This window comes from Streptomyces griseus (genome assembly GCF_001715295.1).
Taxonomy (GTDB): Bacteria; Actinomycetota; Actinomycetes; order Streptomycetales; family Streptomycetaceae; genus Streptomyces; species Streptomyces griseus_G.
This window is the reverse complement of record NZ_MDKB01000002.1, coordinates 568,694-582,652: the sequence shown is the minus strand read 5'-3', so window position 1 is coordinate 582,652 and position 13,959 is coordinate 568,694. Positions and strand designations below refer to the sequence as shown.

Sequence of the window (13,959 nt, the reverse complement as noted above, 5' to 3'; positions counted from 1 at the left end):
GTGCGGTCCGTCCCCCGGCACGCGAGCACGGCCGCAGGCCCTGCGAGCGCCTCGGACCGGCCTTCACCGGACGGACCGTGGACCTGCCGGACGGACCCTCGGTGGGCCCCATGTGGGCGTTGCACAAACCCGGCTGACCACCGATCAGGACTCGACAGGACCCAAGGGGAGGGTGCCAGGGGAAGGAGGCCGGCCACGGGCTACAGTCCCTGCTCATGACAGATGAGTCGTGGACAGGCTGGTACCGGGACGGTCACGGCTCCGAGGCCGTCATCCTCACCACGGACGGGCAGCAACTCCGCATGCGTGTCCGGGGGACGGACTTCGAGGGCACGAGCTTCGACGGCCTGCGCCCCGTGACCGGTGTACCTGCCGAGGGCGGCGGGTTCGACCTGGTGGACGGGGTGCTCGGCGACTGCGTCCTGGAGTGGGACCTGCCCCTGCCGGTCCTCACCTCCGGCGCGGTGCGCCGGGCCACCCTCAGCTGTCTGCTGTCCCTGCGGCGGGACGACCCCGATCTGTACCTCGCCCTCCACCTCGACGGCGCGGTGTACGAGTCGTACCGCGCCGAGAGCGACTTCTCCGCGGCGCTGGCCACGATCCAGCGGATCCTCCCGGCGGAGATCCGTCTGCAGACCTGCGCAGCCTGCGCACTCTCCGGCTACTTCCCCGCCCAGGACCGGGGCCTCTCCGGCGCACTCGCCTGCTTCCGGGGCGCGAAGGACGCCTACCGCGACGCGGCGGACACGGGTGCCGTGGCCGGCCTCTGGGACCGGCGCACCGGATTCGTCCAGGAGATATGGAACTGCCGGGAGTTCGAGCCACGTCCGGCCGAGGGCGCCGCAACCGGCCACCGGGACGCTCTCCCGCTGGAAACCGCCTGAACACGTCCCCCGCACCGGCCGCCGGGGCGCCGGGTCCGCTCCGCCTCGCGGAGCGGACCCGGCGCGCCGTGCGTGGCCGTACCGGGTGTCAGGACCGGGTCGCGGTGGCGAGCGCGGCCGCGAAGCCGTTCTGCCACAGGGTGTTCACCCGCGAGCGCTCGGTGCTGTTCGGGTAGGCGTTGGTGCAGGACGTGCCGGGACCGCCGCCCGACATGAGCTCGCTGCACGGACCGCTGTAGTGGTCCGGCAGGCCGAGTACGTGACCCGTCTCGTGGGCCGTGACCCGGGTCGAGTTGTACTGCCGGTTCTGCGCGTAGTCCAGGAAGATGTAGCCGCTGCCGTGTCCGTCCGTGCTCGCGTACGAGCCCCGCGAGTCGTTGCCCTCGTAGTAGACGAAGTCGGCGTTGGAACCCTCCTGCAGCTTGACGTTGCTGACGGAGCTGTTCCAGATGCTGGTGCTGCTCGCTATCTGGCTGCGGAAGGTCGGGGCGTTCGCGGCGCTGTAGACCACGGTGACGGCCAGAGCGCCCGGCTGGGCGGCCCGCTTCTCGGCGACCGACTTCATGACGGCGTCGAAGAAGGCCTTGTTGGCGGCGGCGTTCTCCTTGGAGTCGGCGTACGCGGTGTAGCCCGCCTGGGCGGTGGCCGCGGAAGGCGCGGCGGGGGCCGGAGCGGCGGCGACCGCGGGGGCGGTGCCCGACGTGGCGGCGAGGGTGAGACCGAGACCGGCCACGGCCGACATGACGGCTGTCCTGAGGTGTCTCATGGGGGGTTCTCTCCTACCTGTCCGCCGTGCCCCGTCCGACGGGCCGGACGGGGCACGGGTGGGGGGTTGCGGGTACGGAGTGAGTGTCAGGGCAGTCGGCGCCGCGGCGGATGATGTCAACCGGCGATAGCGCCGCACTATCAGCCCCGTACGGCCCCCACCGGAGCGCCGCGCGCCGGGTGCGCCGACAGCCCCCGAATCGGCCTGTTTGGTGGGGTTGGGCCATCTGGTGTTCAGCGCGCGAACAGCCATACGCTCCTCGTCATGGAGCTTGAGGTCAGACACCTCAGGGCGCTCTGCGCCATCGCGGACACGGGCAGCCTGCACCAAGCCGCACGGCGGCTCGGCGTCAGTCAGCCCTCCCTGACGACCCAGCTGCAGCGGATCGAGAAGACCATGGGCGCGGAGCTCTTCCGCCGGGAGCGGACGGGCTGCCGGCCGACCCTGCTCGGACGCGCTGTCCTCAGCCGGGCCCGACCGCTGGTGGACGGCATGTCCGCACTGGTCGGTGCGGCGATGGCGGAGGCCGAGGCGGCCCGCGCCGACAGCGCCCGGCTCCGCCTCGGCTCCACGGCGAGCCGGGTCATCGGCGGCTGGCTGCGCCGGCTCCGGGTCCGGTTGCCCGGGACGGACATCTCCCTCCGGGTCGACGTCTCGGCCCGTGTGCTGCTGCGCGCGGTGGCGGCCGGACGGCTGGACATCGCATTCGTGCACGAGGTGGAGGGCAGCCCGCTGGAGGTGCCGGACGGCCTGCGGCAGCGCGTACTCCTGGAGCGGGAGCCGCAGTTCATCTCCCTGTCGCGCGACCACCCCGCGGCGGGCCGTCCGGTGGTGGATCTCGACGATCTCGCCACCGACCGGTGGATGGTCGATCCCTCGGTGGACGGTGAGTGGGACGGCGTCCGCCGGGTCCTCGGCGCCGCCGGTCTCGACCCGCCCGTCCTGCACGGCGACTACCTCACGGCGGCCTCCCTGGTCGTCCTCGGTGAGGCCGTCGCCCCCTGCCAGCCGACGTCGGGCCCGCGCGACGACATGGCCATCCGCCCGCTGCGCGGGGACCCGCTGGCCGTGCGGCTCCTGCTGGTCTCACGACCGGGTGCGGACATGGACCCGGTGTACGGGGAGCTGGAAGCCGCCTACCGCGAGGCCGCCCGGCGGGCCGCCGACTACCACGAGTGGCTGCTGCGCCACCACAGTCCTCTCGCGTACTCCCTCTGACCGGCGCAGGTTCCCCGTTCTGCCCACAGCGAGGAACCATGTCCCTGCTCCGCACCCTGGGGCAGGGTGAGGACATGGAGCTCCTGATGCTGGGTGGTACGGAATTCGTCGGGCGGGCCGTCACCGAGGAAGCGCTGGGACGCGGTTGGCAGGTCACGGTGTTCCACCGGGGCCGCCATGCGGCTCCACCGGGTGCCCGGGTGCTGACCGGGGACCGCACGGCGGGCGTCGCGGGCCTGGCCGCCCTGACCGACGGCCGTTGGGACCTGGTGGTCGACACGTGGAGCGGCGCGCCCTCAGCGGTCCGGGACGCCGCGCGGCTGCTCTCCGGCCGGGCCGGGCACTTCACCTACGTCTCCAGCCGGTCCGTGTACGCCTACCCCGCACCGGCCGGGCTGTCGGAGGACGGGCCTCCGGTCACCGGCGCGTCCCCGGACGCGGGCGACGACGTGTCGTACGCCCTGGCCAAGCGCGGTGGTGAGCTGGCGGCCCTCGGCGCCTTCGGCGACCGGGCGCTGCTGGCCCGGGCCGGGCTGATCCTCGGTCCCGGGGAGAACGTCGGCCGGCTGCCGTGGTGGCTGAACCGGACGGCCCGTGGCGGTCCGGTGATCGCGCCGGGGCCTCGGGACGCCGGGCTCCAGTACATCGACGCCCGTGATCTCGCGAGCTGGCTGCTGGACGCCGCGTCGCAGGGCCGCGGCGGCGCCTACAACACGGTGAGCAGGCCCGGGCACACCACCATGGGCGAGTTGCTGGACACCTGTGTCCGGGTGACCGGCTCCCGTGCCGAACTGCGCTGGACCGATCCGGAGGTGCTTCTCGGGGCAGGCGTCGAGCCCTGGACCGACCTGCCCGTCTGGTTGCCCGCCGGAGAGCTGTACGACACCCTGCACCGGGGCGACGTCGCCAAGGCGGAGGCGGCCGGGCTGCGTTGCAGACCCGTCGGGGAGACGGTCGCCGACACCTGGACCTGGCTGCGGGAGCACGGCGGCACCGCGCCCCAGCGCCCGGACCGGCCCCGGCTCGGCCTCGACCCGAGGACCGAGGCACAGCTCCTCGTGACGTCCGAAAACCCTTAACGTAGCCGGATGAGCGAACAGTTGCTGCACCTCACCGAAGAGCCCCTGTGGGAGGCCGCCCTCAGGGCCGGGACGTACGAGATGTCCACCCGCGGCCGCACCCTGGCGGAGGAGGGCTTCATCCACTGCTCGCTGCCCCACCAGCTTCCCGGTGTGGCCCGGGCGCTCTACGGGACGGCCCACGAGGGCCTGGTCGTGCTGGTCATCGACCCGGACCGGCTGGGCGTCCCCGTGCGCTACGAGGCCCTGACGCCCGGCGGCGAGGAGTTCCCGCACCTCTACGGACCGCTGCCGGTGAGCGCCGTGGTGGAGGTGCGGCCCTGGACCGGTCCGGGGGCGGGGGAGGAGACCGCAGCCCGGTGAGGGGCCGGCTCCGTCGCGGCCGGGTGGCCGGGGGCCGGGGCAGGGGGCGAGACTCGGCTCAGGCTCCGGAGGGACGCGGTGCGGCCGGTACCCGCTCGCGGTGGGAGCCGTCACGCGCGGTGGCCGTGGGAGCCGTTCTCCGCGGTGGCCGTGGCGCCGTCCGGGGCGGGGCCGGCAACCGCCCGGCCGGACACCGCCGGCCGGCCACGGCCTGACGTTCCGGGCGGACGGGTGAACGACCGCGCCCGGCCCGCGAGGGTCTCCCGGGGGAGACTCTGCGGACCGGGCGCGGACACCTCGATCCAGCGGAACGCCGACCGGGTCAGGCCTTCTTGGTCTCCCAGAAGATCGTGTCGATCTGGGCGATCAGGTCCAGAGCCTTCTGGCCCGTGGCCGGGTCGTTCGACGCCTTGGCCGCGGAGAGCGCCTTGAGGGTGTCGTTGACCAGCTGGTGCAGCTCCGGGTACTTCTCGAAGTGCGGGGGCTTGAAGTAGTCGCTCCAGAGCACCGAGACGTGGTGCTTCGCGAGCTCGGCACGCTGTTCCTTGATCAGAATGGCGCGCGTGCGGTAGTCCGCGTCCTCATTGGCCTGGTACTTCTCCTGGACGGCCTTGACCGACTCGGCCTCGATGCGGGCCTGGGCGGGGTCGTACACGCCGCAGGGCAGGTCGCAGTGAGCGCTGACCTTCACCTTGGGGGCAAACAGGCGGGAAAGCATGGAGCTGTCCTTCCTCGTGATCGTCTTCTCAGGTGGGACATTACTCCGTGGGCGCCCGCTTTTTGCGGCTGCCCCCATGGGCTTAGGCCAAAAGTCCAGGGTCAGGAGGTGACCGGTGGCCGAAACCACTGAGCGGTGCGCGCAGCGGTGTACCGGAGGACGGACCGGGAGGTGTCACAGATGCCGGAAGCGGCGCAGGGGCGGGCGCGGAAGAACTCGCTCCAGGTGGTGGAGGTGACGGGGCCCTCGATGGTGCCGACGCTCTACCACGGGGACTGGCTGCTGGTGCAGCACGGCGCGCCGGTGCGGCCGGGGGACGTGGTGATCCTGCGTCACCCGTTCCAGCAGGACCTGCTGGTGGTCAAGCGGGCCGCCGAACGGCGCGGCAACGGCTGGTGGGTGCTGGGCGACAACTCGTTCGCCGGCGGTGACAGCACGGACTACGGGACGGTGCCCGAGGAACTGGTGCTCGCCCGGGTACGGGCGCGCTACCGGCCGCTGCGCAAGGATCAGCGGTCGGTGTTCGGGCTGCTGGCGTGGGCGGTGTCCGCGCTGCGGCCCGTCTCCTCGGACCGTTCCGTCTCCAGGCGCTTGCGGGCCCGGTAGGCGGCCACGTTGGCCCGGGTCGCGCAGCGGTCGGAGCAGTACCGCCTCGACCGGTTGGTGGAGGTGTCGAGGTAGGCGTTGCGGCAGGGCGCCGCCTCGCACAGGCCGAGCCGGTCCACGCCGTGCGAGGTGAGGTGGAAGGCGAGGCCCATCGCCGCGATCGCCGCGTACCCTGCCGTCGCGTTGGACGGATGGTCGGCGAGGTGCATGTGCCAGTCCGGTTTGCCGTCCTCGTCCCGGGTGTCGTGGCCGGAGATCTGCGGGCTCACCGGGAATTCCAGCAGCAGGGAGTTGAGCAGGTCGACCGCGAGGGTCTCGTCGCCGCTGTCCGCGGCCTGGAAGACCGCGCGCAGTCGCGCCCGTACCGAACGGAAACGGGTCACGTCCGCATCGGTCGCGCGGCGGGCCGCCTGCGCGTTCACCCCGAAGAGCTCGCGGACGGCCTCGACCGAGGTGAGGGCGTCCTTGCCGCGGGCCGGCTCCTCGGTGTTGACCAGACGCACGGCGTAATCCGAGTAATAGGCCAGTTCCACTTGCAGTCCTTACGGCGTCGGTCTATGGTCGATGCGTCGGCCAGTGTAATGGCTGGTACTCGCTGACGGGTATTACATGCGCGGGGGTGTCACATGGAGGTCGAGATGACGGAGCAAGCGGCCGGCGGCGCCTGGCGGTCCTGGCAGGAGAGCTGGGACCGCCAGCAGGAGTGGTACATGCCGGACCGCGAGGAGCGGTTCCGGGTGATGCTGGACATGGTCGAGGCCACGGTGGGAACCGCGCCGAGAGTACTCGACCTCGCGTGCGGTACGGGAAGTATCACGGACCGGCTCCTGAAGCGGTTCCCCCGTGCCACCTCGACCGGTGTCGATCTCGACCCCGCGCTGCTCGCCATCGCCTGCGGCACGTTCGACGGGGACGACCGGGTCACCTTCGTCACCGCGGATCTCAAGGACCCGGCCTGGACCGAGCGGCTGCCGCACCCCTCCTACGACGCCGTCCTCACGGCGACGGCCCTCCACTGGCTCCACGAGGAACCGCTGACCGCGCTGTACGGACAGATCGGCACGCTGGTCCGGGACGGCGGGGTCTTCATGAACGCCGACCACATGATCGACACCGGAACTCCGCGCATCAACGCGGCCGAGCGCGCCCATCGGCACGCCGCCATGGACCGGGCCAAGGCCGAGGGCGCCGTGGACTGGTCCGAGTGGTGGGCCCTCGCCGCCGAGGACCCCGTCCTCGCGGGACCGACCGCCGAACGTCTCGCCCTCTACGGCGACCACGCGGACGGTGACATGCCGTCTCCGCAATGGCACGCCCGCACCCTGCGGGCAGCCGGCTTCGCCGAGGCGCGGGTCGTCTGGTCCTCGCCGTCGGACAGCGTGGTGCTGGCCCTGAAGTAGCCGATGCCCGGACCGGCTGCCCGGGCAGGGGGAACGCACCGCAGGGCGGTACGGGACCGGTCCCGTACCGCCCTGCGGTGGCCGTGCGCGCGCCTGTCGCCGTGGCACCCGCGTGCGGCTACAGCACCTTCGACAGGAACGACTTCGTCCGCTCGTGCTGCGGGTTCGTCAGGACGTCGCGCGGGTGGCCCGACTCGACCACCACTCCGTCGTCCATGAAGACCAGCGCGTCACCGACCTCGCGGGCGAAGCCCATCTCGTGCGTGACGACGACCATCGTCATACCGTCCTCGGCCAGCCCGCGCATGACGTCCAGGACGTCACCGACCAGTTCCGGGTCGAGCGCCGAGGTCGGCTCGTCGAAGAGCATCAGCTTCGGCTCCATGGCCAGCGCCCGGGCGATGGCCACCCGCTGCTGCTGACCGCCGGAGAGCTGGGACGGGTAGTTCTTCGCCTTGTCGGACAGCCCGACCCGGTCCAGGAGACGCTCCGCGCGGGCGCGGGCGACGGCCTTGGACTCCCCCTTGACCTGGATCGGCGCCTCCATGACGTTCTCGATCGCCGTCATGTGCGGGAACAGGTTGAAGCGCTGGAAGACCATGCCGATGTCCCGGCGCTTCAGGGCGACTTCGCTGTCCTTGAGCTCGTAGAGCTTGTCGCCCTTCTGGCGGTAGCCGACCAGTTCTCCGTCGACGGACAGCCGCCCGGCGTTGATCTTCTCCAGGTGGTTGATGCACCGCAGGAACGTCGACTTGCCGGAACCGGACGGGCCGATCAGGCAGAAGACCTCGCGGGGGGCGACCTCCAGGTCGATGCCCTTGAGGATGTGCGCGGGCCCGAAGGACTTGTGTACGCCTTCGGCCTTCACCATGGCGGTCATGCGGCGCCTCCCTTCGGGCGGCCCAGCGAGAGCATGGTGGCCCTGATCTTCTGGAACGGGGTGTCCGGCAGGCTGCGGCTGGACCCCCGCGCGTAGTACCGCTCCAGGTAGTACTGGCCGATGCTGAGCAGGGAGGTGAGGACCATGTACCAGGCCGCGGCCAGGAACAGCATCTCCACGGTGGCACCCGAGGTCTGCGAGACGTTCTGGGTGGAGCGCAGCAGTTCGGTGTACTGGACGGCGACCGCCAGCGACGAGGTCTTCAGCATGTTGATGACCTCGTTGCCCGTCGGCGGCACGATCACGCGCATCGCCTGCGGGACGACGATCCGGCGCAGCGTCTTGTTGTGGCTCATGCCCAGCGCGTGCGCCGCCTCGGTCTGACCCTCGTCGACGGACTGGAGGCCGGCCCGGCAGATCTCCGCCATGTACGCGGCCTCGTTGAGCCCGAGGCCCAGCAGCGCGCAGAGGAACGGAGTCATGAAGGACGACCACTCGTCCTTGTAGATCGGCCCGAGGTTGATGTACTCGAAGACGATGCCGAGGTTGAACCAGACCAGCAGCTGCACGTACACCGGGGTGCCGCGGAAGAACCAGATGTACCCCCACGCGATGGCGGAGGTCACCGGGTTCTTGGACAGCCGCATCACCGCGAGGACGATGCCGAGCACCACGCCGATGAGCATTGCCAGGACGGTGATGACGACGGTGTTCTTGACGCCTTCGAGGATCTGGTCGTCGAAGAAGTAGTCCGGGATGGCGCCCCAGTTGATGTCGCCCTGGGCGAACGCGTAGACGAGCGAGGCCAGCAGGCCGAGGGCGACGACCGCCGAGACGTACCGGCCGTAGTGACGCACCGGGATGGCTTGGATCGCCTCCGGCCCCGTCGGCGGGGTGAGCGGGGTGGCCGCCGGGCCCGCCTTCTTGATGTCAGTCACAGGTGTGCCTTTCGGTGCCCGGTCGCCGGTCACGACCCGCCGTTGATCTTGGCCTCGGTGACCGCTCCGGCCTCGACACCCCACTTGGCGATGATCTTCCCGTACTCGCCGTTCTTGATCAGCGCGTCCAGGGCGGCCTGCACCGCCTTGGTCAGCTCGTCGTTGCCCTTGGCGACGGCGATGCCGTACGGGGCCGCCTCGACCTGCTCGCCGACCAGCTGGAAGTCGTTGCCGCCGCCCGAGGTCTTCACCGCGTAGGCGGCGACCGGGAAGTCGGAGGAGCCGGCGTCGGCGCCGCCGCCGCGCAGGCGGGTCTGGGCCTCGAGGTCGTTGTCGAACGGCTCGATGCTTATCTTGCCCTTGCTGCCGCACTTGGCGTTCTCGGCCTTGGCGAGGTCGTGGGAGACCGTGCCCCGCTGCACCACGAGCTTCTTGCCGCAGAGGTCCGACCAGGTCTTGATTCCCTTGTCGTCGCCCTTCTTGGTGTAGATCGACACACCGGCGGTGAAGTAGTCGACGAAGTCGACGCCCTCGCCGACCTTCTTCCTGGTCTCGGAGTCCACGCCCTCCTGGCGGTCCTTGGTGTCGGTCATCGCCGACATCGCCAGGTCGTAGCGCTTGGAGCGCAGGCCCGTGAGCAGCGTGTCGAAGGTGCCGTTCTCGAAGACGAACTTCACTCCGAGCTGCTTGCCGAGGGCGTCACCGAGATCGGGGTCGATGCCGACCGTCTTGCCGGACTTGTCCTTGAACTCCACCGGCGGGTACGCGATGTCGGAGCCGACCTTGATCTCGCCCTTGTCCTTGACCGCCTGGGGCAGGAGGTCGGAGAGCGGGGCGTCCTTGGCGGCGGCCGTACCCGAGTCCTTCTTGCTGCCGGTGTCGGTCTGGTCGCCGCAGGCGGTCAGCAGCAGGGTGCCCGCGACCGCGACTGCGCAGACCGCGGCAATCCGGGACTTCGCGGTCGAACGGCAGGTGAAGCTTGCGGTCATGGTCGGAATCCTCCGGCGGTGAGGGGTGCTGGTCAGATGGATGCGCACGCACCTTCGAGTGCCGCACCTTGCGTGATGACGGCATCTTGCCATTCGGGCTAGCCCATTCAGGGGGCCAGGCATGTCAAAATCGGATAACGGGCGACCCCCGAACCTCAACAGGCCGGTACCTCATGGCCGGACCATCTGTTGGAATCCGAGCTCCCCCTCCGGAGGATCTCCGGTGCGTCTCAGCCTTCGGACGACCTTTGTGGCGCTTAGTGGACTTGTCCAGATATTCGACTATGAGTCATGTCACCGCCTCGATACCGACTCGTCCGAGGCCCGGTCCGTCCGGTAAGAAAGACCTTTACACCCCTCATCCGGGGCTCAGGGCGCGTGTGCGGCGCGCCCGCGCGTAGGTGACTCCTCAGCCGGAGCGGGCCAACCGCTCGGGGCCGGGAACGTACGCGGTGCCCGCCCACCCCTCCTCAACCAGGAGTGGCCACCCTCAACTGATGAAGACTTAAGGGGTCAACACAATGGCAGCGGAGATCGTCAATCCTCGCAGCGACAGCAAGACGCACGGTACGGCCGACGCGGACGGACTCACCGGTGCGGAAGAGCCCTTCGATCCGGCTTTCGCCCTGCACCGCGGCGGGAAGATGGCCGTGCAGGCCACCGTCCCGATCCGGGACAAGGACGACCTGTCCCTCGCGTACACGCCCGGCGTGGCCAAGGTGTGCAGCGCCATCGCGGACCATCCAGAACTCGTCCACGACTACACCTGGAAGTCGCAGGTCGTCGCCGTCGTGACGGACGGCACGGCAGTGCTCGGCCTGGGGGACATCGGCCCCGAGGCGTCCCTCCCGGTGATGGAGGGCAAGGCGATCCTCTTCAAGCAGTTCGGCGGGGTCGACGCGGTGCCGATCGCGCTCGCCACCACCGACGCGGACGAGATCGTGGAGACCGTCGTGCGGCTGGCGCCGTCCTTCGGCGGAGTCAACCTGGAGGACATCTCGGCGCCCCGGTGCTTCGAGATCGAGCGCAAGCTCCAGGAGCGCCTCGACATCCCGGTCTTCCACGACGACCAGCACGGCACGGCCGTCGTGACGCTCGCGGCGCTGCGCAACGCGGCCAAGCTGTCCGGTCGGACGCTCGGCGAGCTGCGCGGCGTCATCTCCGGGGCGGGCGCGGCCGGTGTGGCCATCGCCAAGTTCCTCCTGGAGGCGGGCATCGGTGACGTCGCCGTCGCCGACCGCAAGGGCATCGTCAGCCGGGACCGGGACGACCTCACGGACGTCAAGCGCGAGCTCGCCGAGCTCACGAACCGGGCGGGCCTCTCGGGCCCCTTGGAGACGGCGCTGGCGGGCGCCGACGTGTTCATCGGCGTCTCCGGCGGTACCGTCCCCGAGCCGGCCGTCGCCTCGATGGCCCCCGGTGCGTTCGTCTTCGCCATGGCCAACCCGACCCCGGAGGTTCACCCCGACATCGCGCACAAGTACGCGGCCGTCGTGGCGACCGGGCGGTCGGACTACCCGAACCAGATCAACAACGTGCTGGCGTTCCCGGGCATCTTCGCCGGTGCGCTGCAGGTCCGGGCCTCCCGGATCACCGAAGGCATGAAGATCGCAGCGGCGAACGCGCTGGCGGACGTCGTCGGCGAGGAGCTGGCGGCGGACTACGTGATCCCGTCGCCGTTCGACGAGCGGGTCGCACCGGCCGTCACCGCAGCCGTGGCCGCGGCCGCGCGGGCCGAGGGCGTCGCCCGCCGCTGACGCGGTGAAGCGGGGCGGGGGACGGGTCCGCCGAGCGGACCGCCCCCGCCCCGCGTCGCCCGCTCCGGACCGGCCGCACCGCCCGCCCGTCGTGTCCGGCCGCCTTCCGGCTGGGGTGTGCGTCACACCATCGAACGGTTACGTCACGGGGCGTCACGCCCTAGGGTCGTGGCCATGTTCGCCGCCTACGCCGCACGCATCGACCGTGACCAGCCCCTCGACGGACTCGAACTGGGCGAACGCCCGGCACCGGAGCCGCGACCCGGATGGACCACCGTCCAGGTCAGGGCCGCCTCGCTCAACCACCACGACCTCTGGTCCCTGCGGGGCGTCGGCCTCGCCGAGGACAAGCTGCCGATGATCCTCGGCTGCGATGCCGCCGGGATCGACCAGGACGGCAACGAGGTGGTCCTGCACTCCGTGATCGGCCAGACGGGCCACGGGGTCGGTCCGGACGAGCCCCGCTCCATCCTGACCGAGCGCTACCAGGGCACCTTCGCCGAACTGGTCACCGTCCCCAGCTGGAACGTGCTTCCCAAGCCGAAGGAACTGACCTTCGAGCAGGCGGCCTGTCTGCCGACCGCCTGGCTGACGGCCTACCGGATGCTCTTCACCAACGCGGGTGTCCGGCCGGGCGACTCCGTACTCGTCCAGGGCGCGGGCGGTGGCGTGGCCACGGCCGCGATCGTGCTGGGCAAAGCCGCCGGCCTCAGGATGTTCGCCACCAGCCGTGACAAGGCCAAGCGCGAGCGGGCCGTCGAGCTGGGCGCCGTCGAGGCGTACGAGCCCGGTGCACGGCTGCCCCGGAGGGTCGACGCCGTCGTCGAGACGGTCGGGGCCGCCACCTGGTCCCACTCGGTCAAGTCGCTACGCCCCGGAGGCACGCTGGTCATCTCGGGCGCCACCAGCGGCGACCGGCCGCCGCACGCCGAGCTGACCCGGATCTTCTTCCTGGAGCTCAAGGTGGTCGGCTCCACGATGGGTACCAAGGACGAACTCGAGGACCTGCTGGCCTTCTGTTCGGCCACCGGGGTCCGGCCCGTCATCGACGCGACCCTGCCGCTGGACCGGGCCCGTGAGGGGTTCGAGCGCCTCGCCACCGGAGAACTGTTCGGGAAGATCGTGCTCAGCACCTCGTGACGGCAGCGTCGGCGGGCCCGGCACTCCACGAGGCCTCCTGCTGAGGCCCCGGTCCAGCCCGTGTACGGCGCAGGGCTGCGGCCCGGGCGGGGGAGCGGGCCTGCGCCCCCTCCCCACCGTGTCCACCCCTCCCACCCTCCGTCCGCCCTCCCGTCGCCGGAGGGTGAGCGGGCGGACGGTGGGAGGGCGGACCGGGGACCACCGGCGGGCGGCCGGAGGCGAGCGGGCGGTCAGGGCTTCTTCCGTGAAGCCGCCCCGTCCCCCGCCGGCTTCCGCAGGAGCGTGTCTATCCGGGTCGCTGCTGCCGCGAGGTGACCGCGGGCCTCCGTGAGCTGGGCGTCGGTGACGCCGTGGTCCCGGGCGGCGTCCCGGACGTCATCGCGGAACCGGTCCAGCAGACGGTCCAGATCGCGGGCCGGATCTCCTGTGGACGCCGTGTCCGCGGCCCACTCGATGTCCGGGGCCGCAGGGTCCGGCCTGCTGTACGACGGCCAGGTGCCCGTCCTGGCGAAGCCGCCGAGCTGCCCGGTGATCTCGGCCAGTCCTTCCCGCACACCCGTCGGCCAGTCGCCCCGGGCGAAGTGCTCCTGTACCTGGCGTGCGGCGTTCTGCATCTGCTCACGTGCCTTCTCGTGAGCCTCCTGGGCCTGACGCCGGGCCTGCTCGGCGTCCTCGCGGGCCCGCCGTGACTCGTCCATCGCCCGGCGGGCCTGTTCCTTCCATTCGTGCTTGGCCTTGCGCAGCTCTTCCTTGGCGGTGCGCCAGGCCTCGCTCTCGCGGAGGTTCTCCCCGAAGTCGGGTTCCCAGCCGCTCCGTCCGCCGCCCGGTGCGTGCCGGGACTCGGACGCCGCAGCACGCATCTCGCTGCGCAGCTTGCCCGCCGCACCGCGCACGTCGTCGCGGATCTCGGCCGCTAGCTCGGAGACGGACTCCCGGATCTCCAGTTCCAGATCGGCCAGCTCGCCGCTGCGGCCCGCCAGCTCGGCGCGTCCGGCATCGGTGATCGAGTAGACCTTGCGGCCGCCCTCGGTGGCATGGGTGACCAGGCCCTCGGCCTCCAGCTTGGCCAGCCGCGGATACACCGTGCCGGCCGACGGTGCGTACAGCCCCTGGAAGCGCTCCTCCAGGAGCCTGATCACCTCGTAGCCGTGGCGCGGGGCCTCGTCCAGCAGCTTCAGGAGGTAGAGGCGCAGACGGCCGTGGGCGAATACAGGAGCCATG

15 protein-coding genes are annotated in these 13,959 nt (G+C 71.1%); 8 read left to right on the top strand and 7 right to left on the bottom strand.

Annotated features, from left to right (window positions below):
• Window positions 1-215 precede the first annotated feature (215 nt).
• A complete protein-coding gene (locus BA175_RS09075; RefSeq protein WP_069170784.1) occupies window positions 216-884 on the top strand; it encodes a DUF6304 family protein in 669 nt (222 codons plus the stop codon).
• 88 nt (window positions 885-972) lie between these two features.
• On the opposite strand, the gene snpA is transcribed toward BA175_RS09075, so the two are convergent.
• On the bottom strand, window positions 973-1,650 hold the full coding sequence (gene snpA / locus BA175_RS09070; protein ID WP_175420783.1) for a snapalysin: 678 nt from the start codon (window positions 1,648-1,650) through the stop codon (window positions 973-975).
• Window positions 1,651-1,914: 264 nt separating this feature from the next.
• Between snpA and BA175_RS09065 the strand changes: the two genes are divergently transcribed.
• From BA175_RS09065 to BA175_RS09055, 3 genes are all read left to right on the top strand, one after another.
• A complete protein-coding gene (locus BA175_RS09065) occupies window positions 1,915-2,868 on the top strand; it encodes a LysR family transcriptional regulator (RefSeq protein WP_069170782.1) in 954 nt (317 codons plus the stop codon).
• Between the two features lie 86 nt (window positions 2,869-2,954).
• Window positions 2,955-3,947 carry an NAD-dependent epimerase/dehydratase family protein gene (locus tag BA175_RS09060; RefSeq protein WP_069172022.1) on the top strand — a complete coding sequence of 331 codons (993 nt, stop codon included), beginning with the start codon at window positions 2,955-2,957 and terminating at the stop codon, window positions 3,945-3,947.
• A gap of 9 nt (window positions 3,948-3,956) precedes the next feature.
• On the top strand, window positions 3,957-4,310 hold the full coding sequence (locus tag BA175_RS09055; protein WP_069170781.1) for a DUF952 domain-containing protein: 354 nt from the start codon (window positions 3,957-3,959) through the stop codon (window positions 4,308-4,310).
• 322 nt (window positions 4,311-4,632) lie between these two features.
• On the opposite strand, the gene sodN is transcribed toward BA175_RS09055, so the two are convergent.
• Window positions 4,633-5,028, bottom strand: coding sequence for a superoxide dismutase, Ni (sodN, locus tag BA175_RS09050; RefSeq protein WP_069170780.1), 396 nt, complete (start codon window positions 5,026-5,028; stop codon window positions 4,633-4,635).
• 180 nt (window positions 5,029-5,208) lie between these two features.
• Between sodN and sodX the strand changes: the two genes are divergently transcribed.
• Window positions 5,209-5,634 (top strand): nickel-type superoxide dismutase maturation protease, encoded by a 426-nt coding sequence (gene sodX / locus BA175_RS29410; protein WP_079159614.1) that lies wholly within the window; start codon window positions 5,209-5,211, stop codon window positions 5,632-5,634.
• Here sodX and BA175_RS09045 read toward each other — a convergent pair.
• A complete protein-coding gene (locus BA175_RS09045; protein ID WP_069170779.1) occupies window positions 5,538-6,167 on the bottom strand; it encodes a CGNR zinc finger domain-containing protein in 630 nt (209 codons plus the stop codon). The genes sodX and BA175_RS09045 overlap by 97 nt on opposite strands.
• Window positions 6,168-6,260: 93 nt before the next feature.
• On the opposite strand from BA175_RS09045, the gene BA175_RS09040 reads away from it, so the two are divergent.
• Window positions 6,261-7,034 carry a class I SAM-dependent methyltransferase gene (locus BA175_RS09040; protein ID WP_107407549.1) on the top strand — a complete coding sequence of 258 codons (774 nt, stop codon included), beginning with the start codon at window positions 6,261-6,263 and terminating at the stop codon, window positions 7,032-7,034.
• A 118-nt stretch (window positions 7,035-7,152) separates the two neighbouring features.
• On the opposite strand, the gene BA175_RS09035 is transcribed toward BA175_RS09040, so the two are convergent.
• From BA175_RS09035 to BA175_RS09025, 3 genes are read right to left on the bottom strand one after another with little or no spacing between them, the layout of a single operon-like run.
• Window positions 7,153-7,914 carry an amino acid ABC transporter ATP-binding protein gene (locus tag BA175_RS09035; protein ID WP_069170778.1) on the bottom strand — a complete coding sequence of 254 codons (762 nt, stop codon included), beginning with the start codon at window positions 7,912-7,914 and terminating at the stop codon, window positions 7,153-7,155.
• Window positions 7,911-8,852, bottom strand: coding sequence for an amino acid ABC transporter permease (locus BA175_RS09030; RefSeq protein ID WP_069170777.1), 942 nt, complete (start codon window positions 8,850-8,852; stop codon window positions 7,911-7,913). Before BA175_RS09030 ends, BA175_RS09035 begins: the two co-directional genes overlap by 4 nt.
• A 29-nt stretch (window positions 8,853-8,881) precedes the next feature.
• Entirely contained in the window at window positions 8,882-9,841 is a 960-nt protein-coding gene (locus tag BA175_RS09025; protein ID WP_069170776.1) for an ABC transporter substrate-binding protein, read from the bottom strand.
• 521 nt (window positions 9,842-10,362) lie between these two features.
• Here BA175_RS09025 and BA175_RS09020 point away from each other — a divergent pair.
• Both BA175_RS09020 and BA175_RS09015 read left to right on the top strand, forming a co-directional pair.
• On the top strand, window positions 10,363-11,598 hold the full coding sequence (locus BA175_RS09020) for an NAD(P)-dependent malic enzyme (protein ID WP_069170775.1): 1,236 nt from the start codon (window positions 10,363-10,365) through the stop codon (window positions 11,596-11,598).
• 174 nt (window positions 11,599-11,772) lie between these two features.
• Window positions 11,773-12,738, top strand: a complete 966-nt coding sequence (locus tag BA175_RS09015) for a zinc-binding dehydrogenase (protein WP_069172020.1) — start codon at window positions 11,773-11,775, stop codon at window positions 12,736-12,738.
• A gap of 230 nt (window positions 12,739-12,968) precedes the next feature.
• On the opposite strand, the gene BA175_RS09010 is transcribed toward BA175_RS09015, so the two are convergent.
• The gene (locus BA175_RS09010; protein ID WP_069170774.1) at window positions 12,969-13,958 is read right to left on the bottom strand and encodes a PadR family transcriptional regulator; all 990 of its coding nucleotides are present in this window, start codon (window positions 13,956-13,958) and stop codon (window positions 12,969-12,971) included.
• Window position 13,959 lies beyond the last annotated feature (1 nt).

Excerpts from the sequence above, each read along its gene's own strand:
- BA175_RS09025 (WP_069170776.1), bottom strand. The coding sequence starts at position 9,841 with ATGACCGCAAGCTTCACCTGCCGTTCGACCGCGAAGTCCCGGATTGCC.
- BA175_RS09035 (WP_069170778.1), bottom strand. The coding sequence starts at position 7,914 with ATGACCGCCATGGTGAAGGCCGAAGGCGTACACAAGTCCTTCGGGCCC.
- BA175_RS09020 (WP_069170775.1), top strand. The coding sequence starts at position 10,363 with ATGGCAGCGGAGATCGTCAATCCTCGCAGCGACAGCAAGACGCACGGT.
- BA175_RS09040 (WP_107407549.1), top strand. The coding sequence starts at position 6,261 with ATGGAGGTCGAGATGACGGAGCAAGCGGCCGGCGGCGCCTGGCGGTCC.
- sodX (WP_079159614.1), top strand. The coding sequence starts at position 5,209 with ATGCCGGAAGCGGCGCAGGGGCGGGCGCGGAAGAACTCGCTCCAGGTG.
- snpA (WP_175420783.1), bottom strand. The coding sequence starts at position 1,650 with ATGAGACACCTCAGGACAGCCGTCATGTCGGCCGTGGCCGGTCTCGGT.
- BA175_RS09010 (WP_069170774.1), bottom strand. The coding sequence starts at position 13,958 with ATGGCTCCTGTATTCGCCCACGGCCGTCTGCGCCTCTACCTCCTGAAG.
- sodN (WP_069170780.1), bottom strand. The coding sequence starts at position 5,028 with ATGCTTTCCCGCCTGTTTGCCCCCAAGGTGAAGGTCAGCGCTCACTGC.
- BA175_RS09075 (WP_069170784.1), top strand. The coding sequence starts at position 216 with ATGACAGATGAGTCGTGGACAGGCTGGTACCGGGACGGTCACGGCTCC.
- BA175_RS09065 (WP_069170782.1), top strand. The coding sequence starts at position 1,915 with ATGGAGCTTGAGGTCAGACACCTCAGGGCGCTCTGCGCCATCGCGGAC.
- BA175_RS09015 (WP_069172020.1), top strand. The coding sequence starts at position 11,773 with ATGTTCGCCGCCTACGCCGCACGCATCGACCGTGACCAGCCCCTCGAC.
- BA175_RS09060 (WP_069172022.1), top strand. The coding sequence starts at position 2,955 with ATGCTGGGTGGTACGGAATTCGTCGGGCGGGCCGTCACCGAGGAAGCG.
- BA175_RS09055 (WP_069170781.1), top strand. The coding sequence starts at position 3,957 with ATGAGCGAACAGTTGCTGCACCTCACCGAAGAGCCCCTGTGGGAGGCC.